This window comes from Advenella sp. FME57, from assembly GCF_014897675.1.
Lineage (GTDB): Bacteria > Pseudomonadota > Gammaproteobacteria > Burkholderiales > Burkholderiaceae_B > Advenella.
In genome coordinates this window covers 1-15,734 of record NZ_JABUXU010000015.1, presented here as the reverse complement: position 1 = coordinate 15,734, position 15,734 = coordinate 1, and the positions used below count along the sequence as shown (strand labels likewise).

Genomic DNA, 15,734 nt, shown 5'->3' with positions numbered 1-15,734 from the left:
AAAAATTGGAAGGATGATGGCTGGTGTCTGCGGCGGGTTCTGGAGTAGAGCGCCAGGGCGCAGGTAGAACAATGACTTCGATATTGTCTGTATGTTGTGCGATCCAGTTGCTGATTATGGTGTTCTTTTTCACGGCTGGATTTTGGGTAATAATGATGGCTTTGTTGACTGATACTTTACAAATCCCGTCGAAAAACGCGGTCCAGTTCAGGGCGGTGGGCCATTTAGCCAGAGTCAGCCAGTACTGAGTGCCCCGTGGGGTGTGGGCAACCAATTGGAAATATGGTAAATCGGCGTTGCCCAACTGGCGCTCGTCTACCCAGAAAAGATTTGCCTGCTCCTGTTTTACGCGTTTTTGTATTTCCCGGTAATCATTGGCCAGCCACGTTTGGATGTGATTGCCGCGATGTGAGCGCGCAGCATCCAATAGTGACCTGGCCAATAGCTTGTATTTGGACAGAAAGCGTGCAATGGCCTTTCGATCAGGCTGTTTACCGCTTTTTTCAAGCGCACGTCCTGCAATCCAATGTACGAGCGTATCAATATCCCATACCTTAGGACTATCATTTCCTACTGGCGGAAACAGTATGCCCTGCAATTCAGCTTCGTCCTGTGAAGATAAGGCTTCTTGCAACAGTGGGGGGCGTCCCCTGGGCTTCGTGTTAACGGCGGCCCAACCTCCCGTTAAATACGCTTTATGCGCATTAATGATAGTGGGAGCGCTCAATCCTGTACTTTTACTTATAAAGCCCAGCGTCTTTTCTTGCAGGCGCAACTGTACTGCAGCTCGCCGCTGCCGGTTAAGTTCTTCCATGGAGAGAGAAGAGCGTTTTACGACCATAACCTGCTCAGATTGGTAATTATCACTATTAAACAATTTAAGTATATATAAATTATTAAAATTAATGTGTAAAATTGTTTAATATTCAATATGTAATATGCGAAAAGTAATATTATCTACTTTTCGCAATCAAATAAAAGGATCAATTTGTGACTGCCAATAACCTCGGCTCCCTTCTGGAATCCATCATTCCCATCGTTCGTAAGGGTGGAGAGACGATTATGGAAATTTATCAGACTGATTTTGAAGTAAAGGGAAAGGCTGATTCATCTCCCGTTACGTTGGCAGATGAACGGGCGGAACAGGTGATGGTGCCGCTGCTGAAAGCACTATTGCCAGGTGTGCCGGTGATTGCTGAAGAGGCGGTAGCGGCTGGCGAGATGCCAGATGTGGCAGATACCTTCTGGTTGGTCGATCCACTGGATGGAACCAAGGAGTTCATTAATCGGAACGGGGAGTTCACGGTCAACATCGCGTTGATAGTAAACGGAGTTGCGGTGCTTGGTGTGGTGTACGCTCCGGCACAGGGGCGTCTTTTTGCTGGTGCGGTTGATTCCTGCGCATTTGTGGAACAGTCTACAGGCCGATCTGATATTCGTTGCCGCGTGGTGCCCGAGGCTGGCCTGACCGTGGTTGCCAGTCGTTCTCACGGCGATAGTGCCGCACTGGATTCCTTTCTGGGGCAATCCGGGCACACGGTAGCAGATGTCGTTAATGCCGGCTCATCACTGAAACTATGTTTGGTAGCGGCCGGCGAGGCAGATGTTTATCCGCGGCTGGGACGTACCATGGAATGGGATATTGCTGCTGGTCATGCTGTGCTAAGTGCTGCCGGAGGACGGGTCGAAGCAATTTCCGGGGAGCCACTTGAATATGGTAAGCCGGGATTCGAAAATCCGCATTTTGTGGCCTGGGGTCACTCTCGTTGACTGGATGCCCATTATGACTGCCTATTTGGTCCTGGGCTCTATCGGTCTATTGCTGGTATTACTTATTCACGGGAAAATATCGCCCGCCATTCTTTTTTCGACTTGGGCGGGTGCGTATTATTTGTTTGGATTGGTGCCCGAGAAGGTTTATTTATCCGCATTTACCAATTCCGCGCTGGCGACACTGATATTATTGATGCTGGTGTCTTTGGCGTTGGAGCGAACCCCAATACTGGATAAATTATCGACTATGCTGTTTCGCGGAGGCAAAGCCGTGTCTGCAGTGTTTCGGCTGTCACTTGTCGCGGCGGTTTTTTCTGCCTTTCTGAACAATACCGCGGTAGTAGGCGCATTTTTGGGCGTTGTTACAAAGCAGCGGTTGATTGCACCATCCAAAGTGCTGATTCCCTTATCGTATGCCTCCCTCTTCGGAGGCATAATTACATTGGTGGGAACGTCAACCAATCTTGTTGTTAACTCGTTTACTGTCAGTGCAGGTCTGCCTGCACTTGGAATGTTTCAATTTGCCTGGGTTGGATTGCCAACAGCCTTAATCTGCATTTTGGTCTTGTCTTTGACTTCTCGTCTGTTACCTGATAACCGAACTGCTGATGATATATCTTCGAGCCAACGTTATTTTTTGGAAGCTCAGGTACAACAGGATTCGCCATTAGCGGGCAGAACGATCGAACAGAATCGTTTGCGACGATTGGATGGCCTGTATCTGGTAGAGATTTTGCGTGAAGGGAGGCTTATTTCACCAGTTAATCCGGAAGAAGTGCTGCTGGCTGGCGACGTGCTGATTTTTTCGGGTGAAACGGAGAAAGTGCAGGCATTGAAGCAGTTTGACGGATTGGCTGTCTTTGGCACCGATGTGCCGGAACTACTACACTCCAATTTAGTGGAAGCAGTCATTTCAAATGAATCTGAGCTGGCGAACCGCACCTTGCGTGATGTGGATTTTCGCACCATGTTTGATGCGGGTGTTGTGGGTATACGTCGTGGTGATCGGCAACTACGAGGCCAATTAGGGCAGATAACATTGCATGTGGGCGACGCGCTGCTATTGGCTGTTGGTCCGGATTTTAAACAACACCGTAATATAGACCGTAATTTCCATGTGTTAGATGATACTTTGCAACGCCCAGTACTGAACACGTTACAAAGTACGCTTGCCATGAGTGGATTTGCCGTTGTTATTTTGCTATCCGCGCTGGAAATTGCGCCATTGTTCAGTGGGTTGTTGGTGTTGCTTGCTGCTTTACTCATCACAAAAATCTTGACGTTGTCTGAATTGCGTCGCCGCTTTCCATTCGAGCTGATGATCATCATCGCTTCGGCCCTGTCTGTCGCGCATGCGCTTGACGCCTCCGGCGCAGCAGATCTGATTGCCAGTGTTATGCGCTCTGCGTTCGATGCATATGGTGTAATGGGGGCGTTTGTGGGCGTTTATCTAATTACAATGCTGCTTACTGAACTCATCACCAATAATGCGGCGGCCGCTTTGGCCTTTCCGATTGCGCTATCCACCGCCAAGGCTTTTGGTGTTGACCCAACTCCATTTATTATGGCAATTGCGTATGGCGCCAGTGCCTGCTTCTTGTTCCCTTTTGGCTATCAGACGCACCTGATGGTCTATTCGCCCGGGCGCTATCGAGTGAAGGACTTTTTCAGGGTTGGGCTTCCTATTGCGATTGTCTATTCGTTATGCATCCTAATCCTGGTACCTATTGTTTTTCCGTTTTAACGAGAAATATTGTGAACTGGTCAGAAACACATCAATACACTTGAAATAGTAGATTACCGCGTTGTATAGGTGTGTGAAGTATATTTATTTAGGTTAGCTTTATTTTTAACTTTACTCCGAGGACTGAATGAATCCTATTCGAAAAGCTGTATTTCCGGTTGCCGGGCTGGGTACCCGTTTTTTGCCCGCTACCAAAGCAATGCCCAAAGAAATGCTCCCCGTTGTAGATAAACCGCTAATTCAGTATGCTGTGGAAGAGGCGGTGAAATCAGGTATTACCGATTTGATTTTTATAACCGGACGCAACAAACGTTCGATAGAGGATCATTTTGATTCGATGCCTGAACTGGAGGCGGAGCTTATCGCACGCGGTAAAACAGAAATGCTGGAAATCGTGAAGGATATTTTGCCCTCCAATGTCAATTGTATTTATATCAGACAATCTGCTCCCTTAGGATTGGGGCATGCGGTATTATGTGCGGAACCCGTTGTGGGCAATGAGCCTTTTGCCGTACTGCTGGCAGACGATTTGATTGATTCTGATACACCTGTCACGCACCAGTTGATTCAGGTAGCGCACGCCTGCAATGGCAGTGTGCTGGGTACACAGGTGGTGGCGCAAAAAGAGACAAAAAAATATGGCATCATCGCCGGTAAATCGGTAGGCAGTGGAACCATGACAGTTGAGCAAATCGTTGAGAAACCTGATCCTGCGAATGCCCCTTCCAACAATGCGGTTGTAGGTCGGTATATTCTGGAGCCAGACATTTTCGAACATCTGCGTTTTATTGGAAAAGGAGCTGGCGGTGAAATACAGCTGACTGACGGGATTGCGTCCATGCTTAAATCACGTGCTGTATTTGGGCACACTTACGAAGGAACCCGATACGATTGCGGTAGCAAGAACGGTTTTTTTGAAGCAACGGTCAATTTGGGTCGTAAATACCATAAGCTGCAAGTGCCTACGGAGTAAGGCCGAGTGGGGCATCGACATGCAATTAGTTAAATCACAGCTAACGATATCCGTTTAATTATTTCAGGGCTGGTGGTGGTTGTTGATGCCCGCGAAGTTACTGCGGACGACATTGTCTGGCTAAGCGGCGTCGCGTATGCGGTCAGTGCTCAACTTTTATTGAGTGTGTAAAACTGGGGTGTGACGGATGCCTGAGAAAATACTTAAGAGTGAAAGACGCGGTAGTGCCTCGCAGATTGCTTTGGTTTTGTGCTTTAATGCTGAGATAATTCCATCGATGGGTAAAGACTATGCCGATTGACGGACCAACTATATAAATAATATTAAGCAAATTGCATGAACAGGACGCCGCGTTTATTGCTAGCTACCCGGGGCATAAGTAAAAACTCAACACTTTCCGCTCTGTTGCCGGATTTTGAGGTGGTCGGCGGCCGGATCGGGTGCATGCCGCGGAATATTGACTACGTGGCCAGTTGGGGATTCAAGCCATCCTATCGCCACGCTGCCGTGGTGGCCTCAGAACTGCAAAAGACCATTCTTTTTATCGAGGACGGCTTCCTACGCTCAGTCGATCTGGGCGATAAAGACCCAACTTTTTCTATTGTTGTGGATTATCAGGGGATTTACTATCACGCTGGCCGGCCTTCCGATCTGGAAAACTACATCCAGCGGTCCTTGAGTTTGCAACAGATTGAGAGGGCGCGCAGTCTATGTCGGCAATGGCGTGATGCAGGTGTATCGAAATATAACCATCTGCGGGATTGGGCGGGTATGTTGCCGGAAGACTACGTTCTTGTGGCTGATCAGACATACGGTGATTCCGCTATCGAGCACGGACAGGCGAGCGAAAAAAGTTTCCAAGCAATGCTTCAGGCAGCATTGAGTGATTTTCCAAGTTCAACTGTTCTAGTCAAGATCCATCCCGATGTATTTGCTGGACGCAAACGGGGCCATTTCAATGCTGCTGTTCTTAAAAAGAATCCTCGGATTCAAGTGATCGCCGATGATGTGCATCCGGTGACCTTGTTACAGCGTGCTCGTGCCATTTATGTAGTGACCTCGCAAATGGGGTTTGAAGGGCTGTTGTGGGGAAAGCCGGTACATGTCTTCGGTATGCCATTTTATGCCGGGTACGGACTGACCCACGATAGATTACCCGCGCCAGATAGACGCTCACCTGTGACGTTGGAACAGTTGGTTTATGGTGCGCTGATAGAGTACGCACGTTATCTGGACCCCGAATCTGGCCAATTGTGCCAACCTGAACGTCTCATCTCGTGGATGAAGCTACAAAGGACCTGCCGTGCACGTTTTCCTAAGGAAATCTTTGCTCCGGGATATTCGTCCTGGAAAAGGCCGATCGTCAAAGATTTTTTTCAAGGTAGCGCTGTCCGATTTGTAAATAAGGTGGGACAATGCCCAAACAATGGTGTTCTGGCGCTTTGGGGGCGCAACGCTGCGAGTGAATCGTTTTCGGGGCAGGTTATCCGGCTGGAAGACGGTTTCATGCGCTCTGTGGGGCTGGGGGTCGATTTGATCAGACCGCTTTCCTGGGTAATGGACACGCGTGGTATTTATTACGATGCAACATGTGTATCGGATCTGGAGTTTATACTGCAGTATTCACAGATGTCACCGGATCTGCTGCGTCGCGCTCAACATCTGCGAGAGCGAATTGTCTCTGAAAACCTGACTAAATATAATGTAGGCACAGGGGGGTGGGTCCGGCCAGAGCAGGTTACCACTGTCATTCTGGTTCCAGGACAGGTTGAAACGGATGCATCTATACGTTTCGGGTCTACTGTAATTCGCGGGAACCTGGCATTGTTAAAGGCTGTTCGGCTAAATAACCCGGATGCTTATATTGTTTATAAACCGCACCCTGACGTTGCAGCCGGCATGCGTGATAAAGGGAAGGGGGAAGCTCAGGTCGGGCAATGGTGCGACGAGATTGTTCAGGATTTGTCTATAGGTCAGTTATTTACGGAAGTCGACGAAGTTCACGTTCTGACTTCATTGGCAGGATTTGAAGCCTTAATGCGAGGCAAGCGAGTGGTCACTTATGGACGGCCATTTTATGCCGGCTGGAGCCTCACAGAGGATCGGTACCCGGTCTCTCGTCGGACCCGCAAGCGGAGTCTGGACGAACTCACGGCAGCGGCATTGATTCTGTATCCAACCTATGTAAGCCGTCGCACTCATCGTTTTACGACGGTCGAGGTGGCGCTTGATGAATTGTTGTTGTGGAAGGTACAGGGTGCTAGTGTGATGCCTTCGTGGCGAAAGGCATTACGTCCATTGCTCGGATTGATTGCACGGTTGCGCGGCAAACGGTAGATGTAATTAATCAAGTATTGATAAGAGTATTTAGAATCTAATTGCTATTTCATTGGTGCGCAATTTGAGTTTGTAGAGGTTCGCTCGCGTCCTCGCCCTTACCCGTCTTCCGCGTCATCTCATACCACTCAAATGCTGACTTAGGCCCGACAGGCAAGTATGAGCTGGGTGGCGACAACCCAAGGGATTGATTCCCCAACTGGTTGGAGATTTGATGATGCAGGTAGTAGAGACTCTATGGACAGACCGTCGCGCAGCCAGGCGAATGGCTGTCTGATAATGACGCTTGTTACACACCTGCCAACACCCGCCAGTTTGCACAGATGCCGGGATTAAAACCTGTTATCACACAGGTGGTCAGTCCGCAGGCAACGGGATGGCCGAGAGCTTTGTAAAAACCTTCAGGCGCGATTATGCCCATCTGGCTGATCGACCTAACTCACAGGCCGTCATAAACGCCTTGAAACAGTGGTTCGAATACTACAATGAGGGCCATCGTCACATCGCATTGCGATACCTGTCATCCCGACAACTCCAGGAATAGTAGCAGCGATTAAATAGGCAATAGTTCCGGTCCTAAATTTACAAAGGTGATCCAAAAGAGCCCTCAGATCCGCGAACATGCCGAGGCACAATCTTAAATTCTTAAGCCAGATTATGCTAGGCCAATTTTCTTTTTATCCTGTGCCTGTTAAACGGAAAAATATATCTGATAAAATTACATTGTGTGATTTATTAATGCGAAAGCCTATCTGAGATACTGCTTGGTCCGAATCAAGATAATTAAATGAAATCTTTTGCACAGAACTCTATTGTATTAAACCCATAAATCATAAGAACTCGTGTATTCACGAGCTACATCTCGAACTTACTATTTAAAACTTTCTGTACTTGTATGCTCGACTTTTGCGCACAGAGAGTTATAAATTTATTACTTGAACGCACATATGAAACCCGAAATAATTTTACATCTTGGTGTACATAAAACAGCGACAACTCATATTCAATCCCGTTTGTTAAATAGTCAAGAAAAACTATCGAAAGAACGTATTCAGTACATAAAATTGGAAGACCTAAGAAAATCTTTAACGCATAAACTAAGTACCAATGCCCAAGAGGAAGTACTTCTGGAAGGATTGTTACCCTATATGCTTTGCGACAAGTTAGTAATTTCAGATGAGAATATAATCGGAGGCACGAATAAACCAGACTCCAATAAAATATATTCGAAAGCAATTCCCCGTTTAGGTAAGTTAGTCGCAGCACTCAATGGCTATAAAATTATCACGCACATTACTCTGCGTGATTACGTCGATTATTTCATTTCTCGTTATTGCGAATCGTTACGACACTTCAAGTATTGTGACTTTGACGATTATTATGAGATGGTCGAGTTTGATAAAGTATCTTGGATTGATTTATTGCACGATATACGGAGCGTTGGGTGCGAAAACATTGTGATTAGCGAATTTAACGACGTAATTCAGAATAACGACAAGTATTTAGCTAATTTGCTAGGTGTTAATGCACCTTTTGCTCAGGCAACGGAAAGCGGGGGGGTACGAAGATCAAAAATGAGTTTGGAAGCTATTCAAATATTAGGCTTGATAAATGAATCTTTTCCACCTCAAATGACAAGAAAGGTCGCTTATTTAATCGATAATTTTAAGCAAGCAGGAGTTTCAACGCCGTTTAACCCTTTTCCTAAAGAAGTCTTTGAGAGGTTAAAAGACAATTACACAAATCATTTAAATTCGTTAATGAATTAGGCTGATCAGATCTTTGAGAGCACGTACTCCATAAGCTATTTTGGTCAATAACTTTCATGCAAAAACAAGCTATCATTTCTTATGATTTAGCAAAACTCAGAGAAAGCGAGGTTATCATGGATAGATTTGCACAAGCTAATGATGAAGTTACAAGAAGTAGAATTGTGATTTTTACTCCGTTTTCTCATATATATGAGAAAGGCAACAAATATGCACAAGGTAAAGACGCTGACGTTGAAAGCCGAAAAAAAATATTATTCACGGATCAGCGACTTGAGTCCCGATTTACGTATTTTGAAAATATCTGCCTCCCCTCTTTAGACGCTCAGATCGATAAAGATTTTATTCTTGTTTTACGTTGTTCAGATCAATTGCCTGAGAAATGGACGAGAAGACTGCTTGGTTTGGTGTCGAAGAGGTCCTATGTCTATTGTGCCTTTTTGTCCGTTTATGAAAACCCAAGAGATTTTGAGAAAAAGCTAATTGTAGAGAAATTACTTCCTAGTGATGACGATGGAGAAATCGTCATCACGGCCCGCCTAGATGACGATGACGGTCTTGCAAACGACTATACGGCCCAACTCAGAAATTATTTACACCCGAAATTTGTTGGCCATGGCATATCGTTTAATAACGGGTATTATTTGAGCTGTATCAATAAAGAAGGGCAAAAGACATTTCGCCTAGTGGAGAAACGTCAAGCCAATTTAGCAGTCGGGTTAGCTTATGTATCTAACATAATTGAATCCGGTCACTACATATTCAAGCTTCCAAAGCCAGCTGGCCATATAAAAATGGATACCGTTGTTCCTGTTATAACCGATTCTCGATCGCCTATGTTTTTGGTAAATGCGCACGAATTTAATGACTCGGGTCGTCTTCTGAAAAAAGAAATGATTGCTTCTGATAATATTTCAGAGCAAGAAGTTGTGCGATCACTTGGACCGCGTTTTAAGAAAATGAATATCAGTCAGCTTCCAATGTAATGACCCAGTGAAAAACTGCTCATGTGATAATAGGAGAAATCACAGATGAGTATGACAATGGACGAAGAAGTTAAACGTTGGACAGCCAAGCGAAAAAGTGCACTGGTCCTGGATATTATTCAGGGTAAAACTACAGTAGCAGAAGCCAGTCGCGCTTATGATTTGTCGCCATCCGAGGTGGAGAATTGGGTGGATGAAGCCAAGCGAGGGATGGAGAATGCCCTGCGAGCCAATCCACTGGATATAAAAGAACAATATGAACGGCAAATCAAGGAGTTGCAGCATGCCTATGGCGAAGCGATGCTGGAGCTGAGAGCAAGAAAAAAGCTGCAGTCCCTGCTGGACGAGGACGACAAATGATCGAATCGATCCGCCAGGGACTAAAAGAAGAAGGATTTGAGGTCTCTATCGCCAAGCTGTGCCAGTGGTTTGGTATCCCCAGACGCACGGTGTATTACAAGCCGATCAAGTCTGCGCCTAAAGTTAATCCAATGTTCGTGGAGCCAATCAAGGCGATGATTGAGGAGTCCCCGTCGTTTGGCTATCGGACAGTAGCTGGTTTGCTAGGCTTTAACAAGAACACCGTGCAGCGTATCTTCCAGATAAACGGCTGGCAGGTCAGGAAACGGGCGATTGGCTTCAGACCCCGCATTCAGGCCTTACCTTCAGTAGCCAGTATGCCTAACGAGCGCTGGTCTACCGATCTGTGCCGCATCTGGGCGGGCCGTGATAACTGGGCTACGCTGGCTCTGGTGATCGATTGCCACACGCGTGAACTATTAGGCTGGCATCTGTCTCGCAGTGGCAAGGCCACAACGGCAAGCAGTGCGCTGGAGCACGCGCTCATTGCCCGGTTCGGTACGCTGGGGCGCGTGCCCGTACCGTTTCTGCTTCGGTCCGACAACGGCCTGGTATTTACCAGTCGCAGCTACACAGCGTTGGTTCGCAGCTATGGCCTTCGGCAGGAGTTCATCACGCCACATTGCCCCCAGCAAAATGGCATGGTAGAGCGTGTCATCAGAACACTTAAAGAGCAATGCGCTCATCGCCATCGCTTCGAAACGCTACAACATGCCAGTCGTGTTATCGGTGACTGGATACGCTTTTACAATCACCAACGCCCACATCAGGCGTTGAATATGAAAACCCCGGCTGCCGCATTTGCATTAGCCGCGTAAGTTGAGCAGAAAACGCTGGGTCATTACACCAAGCCATGAGGTCCCTTAACGCAAAAGGTGCAGGATTGGTACATCTATGTATTTATTTGTACGCATCCAACGAATTAATCCCTATAAAACGTACTTCGCATGCATACACAGCTGCGTTTAAGGCCGAGATGGTTTGTTGCGAGCCGGCAGCCGGGGATTTCGATGGCAGGATTGGCATTGGCGTGTAATGCCCTAACGTTTTCTGCTCAACTTACGCGGCTAGTGTAAATGTAGCAGCCGGGGTTTTCATATTCAACACCTGGTGTGGGCGTCGGTAATTGTAAAAGCGTATCCAGTCACCGATAACACGACTGGCATGCGGCAGCATTTCGAAGCGAAGGCGATGGGGCACATTGCTCCTTGAACATTCGAATCAAGCGTTCCACCGTGCCATTTTTCTGAGGGCAATGTGGCGCGATGAATTCCTGTCGAAGGCCTTAACTGCGAACCAACGCTGTGTATCTGGGTGAACACCAGCCCATTATAGGAGCACTAGCGCGCTTTTGCACTTGGGAGGCCAAAGTTTGGTCTCATCCTCCATGATCATACTCATTTGTGATGTTTCCTATTATCACATGCGCAGTTTTTCACTGAGTAATTACACACATACGATCTTGCTTCGTCGGTAGTCGTGATATGGATACGATGGAATCTAGTACCTAAAATTGTATTAATATGCACTTAAGTGTAGGAAGTGTATGACGAGGACTATGGTGATTTGCATAGATCATTACAATGGGAATACAGCTCTCATGCTATTGGTATATACATCAATAAATCAACTTCGAAATGAAAAAAAAATCAAAGCCCTTATAGAAAGCTCATGCCGATATATACTTGATTTCAAAAGAAATAGAGATTTTTCGAAGGTGCTTGATGAAAATCATATTCCTACCTTCGCGTTCCATTTCGCAAAATGGAAACGCCCTTTACTGCATCAGTGGTTTCCAGACAGACGATTCCGCTTTTATCCGTTGAATATGGCTGAATTCGAACAACGTCGGCTACTCAATTTTATTCAAAGTCTGCCTAGTGCTCAAATTATGGTCTGGGGCAAGAATCATGTAGGCTTGTTTGAACAACTTGAAAATGAAATCTGGTATCTGGAAGACGGCTTTATTCGGTCGATACAGTTAGGCGCACAACATACCCCACCGATTTCTCTTACGATAGATTCAAAAACACCGTATTTCGATGCTACGCAGCCATCGGATCTTGAAATTCTTTTGAGTCATTATGACTTTGAAAAAAATCCAAAATTAATTAAAAAGGCTGCTTTTCTCATTAATAAGATGCTAAAACTCGAAATCAGTAAATACAATCACGTACCAGCAATAGTTGATAAGCCTATGTATGGCCCAAAAAACAGCAAGCGGATTCTCGTTGTTGGACAAGTTGAGAATGATGCCTCAATCAAATATGGTTGCGAATCCGCTATCAGTAATAATGACCTGATACGCCTTGCCGCAAGAGAAAACCCAGAGGCGGAAATAATCTATAAGCCACATCCAGATATATTAAATGGCCATCGGAAGAAACTTTCAGACCCTGAAGAGGTAAAAAGCCTTTGTTATATCCTGGAAGAAGATATCCCCATGGCGCAAGCGTTCGAGAGTATAGACCATGTGTACACGATTACGTCATTAGCTGGATTTGAAGCGCTTATACGCGGGCTCAAGGTCACTACCCTGGGCTGTCCATTTTATGCCGGTTGGGGATTGACAGATGACCGTCAATACAACTCTCGCAGAACACGTCAGCTTACTAAAGAACAGCTTTTTGCAGGTGCTTTTATGCTTTACCCAAAATACTACAATTATCAAATGGGGAAGGAAATCCAACTTGATGAGGCATTGGATTTAATTGATTCGTTGAAGCGGCAAGATCATGCATCCGTGTAGAAGATCCCAATCACTTTGGATTCGTGCTTATACTTAAAACACAGAGAAGACTAAAACATAGATTTCAACTTGAAGAAGTTCAGACCGGATTATGCTGATATGGCTAACTGGCCAGACTCAGCGGTCGCTATGAAAGCTTCGAAAGACCGGCCGAACATTACAAAGATGATAGCAGTGCGTTGAAATACCAGTCACCCCGATGCTTCCGAGAGCAGCAACTGCGATTAACCAACTAATACTTCCGGTCCTGTAATACCGGAGCAATTCCAGGAACAACGCACTCAAAAGAGAAGCCGCTCATTCGAGCGGCTTCTCTTATAAAGTTACTAGCTTGTTACTGTCTACACGAGATTATGCTGCTTTTCGTGCTTTTTCGAGCTCAGCTGCAGTCCAGTACATATGCGTACGCAGCACATTCAGCTCCAGTACGACAGAGCTTTTAGATGACGGTACGAGTGTGGCAGGAATAACAGCTTCGCCAGTCGTCCAGCGCATATCTGTACCGTAGACATCCTGCACATCATTCAGACCGGTCAGGCTCTCAGCTGTAATGTCGATTGCGTGACGAGTGCCGTCCACAATGAGAGTGATGTCGGTCAAGCCTACACCGATTACACGGGTATCGCGACGGCTTCTCAATGATGTATCGCGAACAACGGCTGAGTTAGACAGAATGCGAATGTCCGATTGCTGTCCGGCAGGCAGTTCAAATTGATATACCCCGGTTTTGTTGCATGCAGTTGCTGCGTCAATGGCGATACCATTGACTTGAACCTGAAGCTTTGCATCAGCCGTACGGGATACCCCGGTCAGTGCCTGTGCACGTTTGAACAGTTCACGACGAACGGGTTCAATAATTTCAGGTGTAATTTTCTGCACATAACCCGGAAGCGCAACACGCTCAGGCGCGGGTCCGAAATCAGGATGGGCAGCGACTGTTTCGGCGTTTTCAAATGAATTGCGGTAGTCGCCAACATCCAGATAACTTTCTGCAGCAGCGCCTTCAGCCAGCAGCATGTCAAATTGTTCCAGTTCGACGTGGAAATATTCATAGTGCTTGACAGTGAAGTCCTGGGTAATAGTCAGTCCATTTACCAGGGACAAAGCGGGAATGAGTGCACCGTCGAAGTTGAAACGATGGCCCGGTGAAACGGTCAGATCACGGTGGGGAATGTTCTCTGCCAGAGCGCCCTTGGCGATACGGATAGGGGCAGCGCGCAATTGTGCATCAGCCGGAATGCGATCACGATTCAGTTTGCGAAAGCCCAGCCATTTGACGGTAGCAATGCTGCCACTTGCAGTCAGAACCTGATCGCCAGCTTTTAAGGTTTCCACTTTGACTTCACCGTCAGGTGTCGCAATGTGTGTGCCTTTGAGGTAGCACGCGTAAGTCATCGTGCCGCCTTCAAAAAATACTTGGTTAGGATCCAGGCCCTCTGCATTAAAGCGGCCTACAGTAACTCCAAAATCGTTTTTAAAGATCAGATCACCGTTGACGTATTCACCACTTGTTGCATTGGCGACTAGGATCTGGTCTCCTGCAGTTACGCCAGTGACGTTGGGGAATCCTGACAGTTCGACATTGATACCGGTAGAATCATAAATAAATGTCGAGGTGCCATCTGCGCCCAAATCAACGTTAACAGTATTTCCTAGCCCAAGGGAAAGGAAGTCCGATGACATTTCAAGCGTAGAACCGTTTTCGAGGTTATAGTTGAAAGTTGATCCGGCATTAACCCCCGCCAAGCCTGTCAGCTTAACATTGGCGTTCTCACCCAAGTTTAAAGTACTGGTCGAAAGCAGTCCGATACCGATCGTTTGTTGGAGTTCAAGAACGTCGGGGGAGTCTGTCGTATTGGTAACTGTTAGTGTGGTGTTTGGGCTAAGCGCATTCACGTTTAGCAATGTGTCGCCATCGTAGGAGCTTTGGTCAACTGTTTGTTCTGACGGTTGGAACAATCCACCGACATCCAGATCTACTGTAGCCATATTTTCACCTATCCATATAAGTTGTGATAAAGAAAGCAAATTGGATAGCGATTTTTATTTAGCCGAGTTGCCGCGGACATATTCGCTTATCCGGTTTACTTTATGTCGAGTTTTGAAATATTCGACTTACGTATTATTGTCAATAAGTTAATATAAAGCAACCAGATTCACAAAAAATATTTCAAATGCAATTCCTATGAGGTGTTTGAATAAGGGTTTACCCTGTTTTTGCTCATTCCCACATGTGGGGGTTGCTATACGACGTTTGAATCACATTACAAGGTTGCTTGAACTAGCGGATCGTGGAACGTCGTCTATCTTGGTGCATTTCTGTGGAAATTAGGGTTTACCCCAATTTGAAATCGAGTCAACTTCATAAAAATGGTAAGAATGAGGTATCCAAAGGTAAATTGCTGATCCGGATTTTCAAATTTCAGAATCTTTGGCAACTACCGCTCGAATGAGATATGTATATTTTAAGCCGCTGGTTTTCAGAAAACAGTGCTCATTATTACGTCTAGACCTGAGCGTCTTCGAAATTACAGATCTGGATTTAGACTTTCGCAGCTTTACATGGCGCTCTGCGAATTTTAGCTAAATCCTCTATTTTTTATTAAATAATATTTCAATTAATTAATAGATAATTTGCTGAAAAATTGACTGGTATCAAATGTTATTTTAAAACGAAAGCTTACGAAAATTGGTTATGTGATAGCCCCTCTTAAGCAAGAAATCGCGATGTGGAGATGCACCGAATGTCGCCAAAAATGGCGTCGGATTTGGTCGAGACTGAGGTCGATTGTGATGGCTGCTATTTCATATGCCTAGAGTGCGGTTATCAAAAATTCGCTAGGCAATGGTGCATCTATGGGCAGTGAGTTTGAGTCATTTTGTCTGGCGTAACCGAGCGTACTTGAGGGTGGGTGGAAGCCTGAGATCGAGTCGGTAACAAAAAACCGCCTTTCGGCGGTCCAAGCTTTTCATTGCTTACTTTTGGCGATCAGAACGGCAACACCGCGCCAGGCGCAAACTGGGCGAACACTGCCTTGAACTC

The 15,734-nt window shown here is 46.2% G+C and carries 12 protein-coding genes; 10 read left to right on the top strand and 2 right to left on the bottom strand.

Features of this window, described 5'->3' with window-relative positions; genetic code table 11:
• Positions 1–990 precede the first annotated feature (990 nt).
• From cysQ to INT32_RS16330, 9 genes are all read left to right on the top strand, one after another.
• The gene (gene cysQ, locus INT32_RS16370; RefSeq protein ID WP_193089792.1) at positions 991–1,770 is read left to right on the top strand and encodes a 3'(2'),5'-bisphosphate nucleotidase CysQ; all 780 of its coding nucleotides are present in this window, start codon (positions 991–993) and stop codon (positions 1,768–1,770) included.
• 13 nt (positions 1,771–1,783) lie between these two features.
• Positions 1,784–3,517, top strand: a complete 1,734-nt coding sequence (locus INT32_RS16365; RefSeq protein ID WP_193089791.1) for an SLC13 family permease — start codon at positions 1,784–1,786, stop codon at positions 3,515–3,517.
• A 127-nt stretch (positions 3,518–3,644) separates the two neighbouring features.
• A complete protein-coding gene (galU, locus tag INT32_RS16360) occupies positions 3,645–4,490 on the top strand; it encodes a UTP--glucose-1-phosphate uridylyltransferase GalU (RefSeq protein WP_193089790.1) in 846 nt (281 codons plus the stop codon).
• A 336-nt stretch (positions 4,491–4,826) separates the two neighbouring features.
• A complete protein-coding gene (locus INT32_RS16355) occupies positions 4,827–6,827 on the top strand; it encodes a capsular polysaccharide biosynthesis protein (protein WP_193089789.1) in 2,001 nt (666 codons plus the stop codon).
• Positions 6,828–7,113: 286 nt separating this feature from the next.
• Complete coding sequence (locus INT32_RS22405; protein ID WP_193089788.1) at positions 7,114–7,371, top strand: integrase core domain-containing protein; 258 nt, start codon at positions 7,114–7,116, stop codon at positions 7,369–7,371.
• Positions 7,372–7,774: 403 nt separating this feature from the next.
• Positions 7,775–8,596, top strand: coding sequence for a hypothetical protein (locus INT32_RS16345; protein ID WP_193089787.1), 822 nt, complete (start codon positions 7,775–7,777; stop codon positions 8,594–8,596).
• Between the two features lie 56 nt (positions 8,597–8,652).
• The gene (locus INT32_RS16340; protein WP_193089786.1) at positions 8,653–9,582 is read left to right on the top strand and encodes a glycosyltransferase; all 930 of its coding nucleotides are present in this window, start codon (positions 8,653–8,655) and stop codon (positions 9,580–9,582) included.
• A 45-nt stretch (positions 9,583–9,627) separates the two neighbouring features.
• A complete protein-coding gene (locus INT32_RS16335) occupies positions 9,628–9,942 on the top strand; it encodes a DUF1153 domain-containing protein (protein WP_193089785.1) in 315 nt (104 codons plus the stop codon).
• Positions 9,939–10,760: an IS3 family transposase gene (locus INT32_RS16330; protein WP_193089784.1), complete on the top strand. Its 822-nt coding sequence runs from the start codon at positions 9,939–9,941 to the stop codon at positions 10,758–10,760. Before INT32_RS16335 ends, INT32_RS16330 begins: the two co-directional genes overlap by 4 nt.
• Positions 10,761–11,001: 241 nt before the next feature.
• Here INT32_RS16330 and INT32_RS22200 read toward each other — a convergent pair whose 3' ends face one another.
• Positions 11,002–11,118 (bottom strand): integrase core domain-containing protein, encoded by a 117-nt coding sequence (locus tag INT32_RS22200; protein WP_226817186.1) that lies wholly within the window; start codon positions 11,116–11,118, stop codon positions 11,002–11,004.
• A 424-nt stretch (positions 11,119–11,542) separates the two neighbouring features.
• Between INT32_RS22200 and INT32_RS16320 the strand changes: the two genes are divergently transcribed.
• Complete coding sequence (locus INT32_RS16320) at positions 11,543–12,691, top strand: capsular polysaccharide biosynthesis protein (RefSeq protein WP_193089783.1); 1,149 nt, start codon at positions 11,543–11,545, stop codon at positions 12,689–12,691.
• A 351-nt stretch (positions 12,692–13,042) separates the two neighbouring features.
• Here the strand turns inward: INT32_RS16320 and INT32_RS16315 are convergent, their stop codons facing one another.
• Positions 13,043–14,680 (bottom strand): Hint domain-containing protein, encoded by a 1,638-nt coding sequence (locus INT32_RS16315; protein WP_193089782.1) that lies wholly within the window; start codon positions 14,678–14,680, stop codon positions 13,043–13,045.
• Between the last annotated feature and the right edge of the window lie 1,054 nt (positions 14,681–15,734).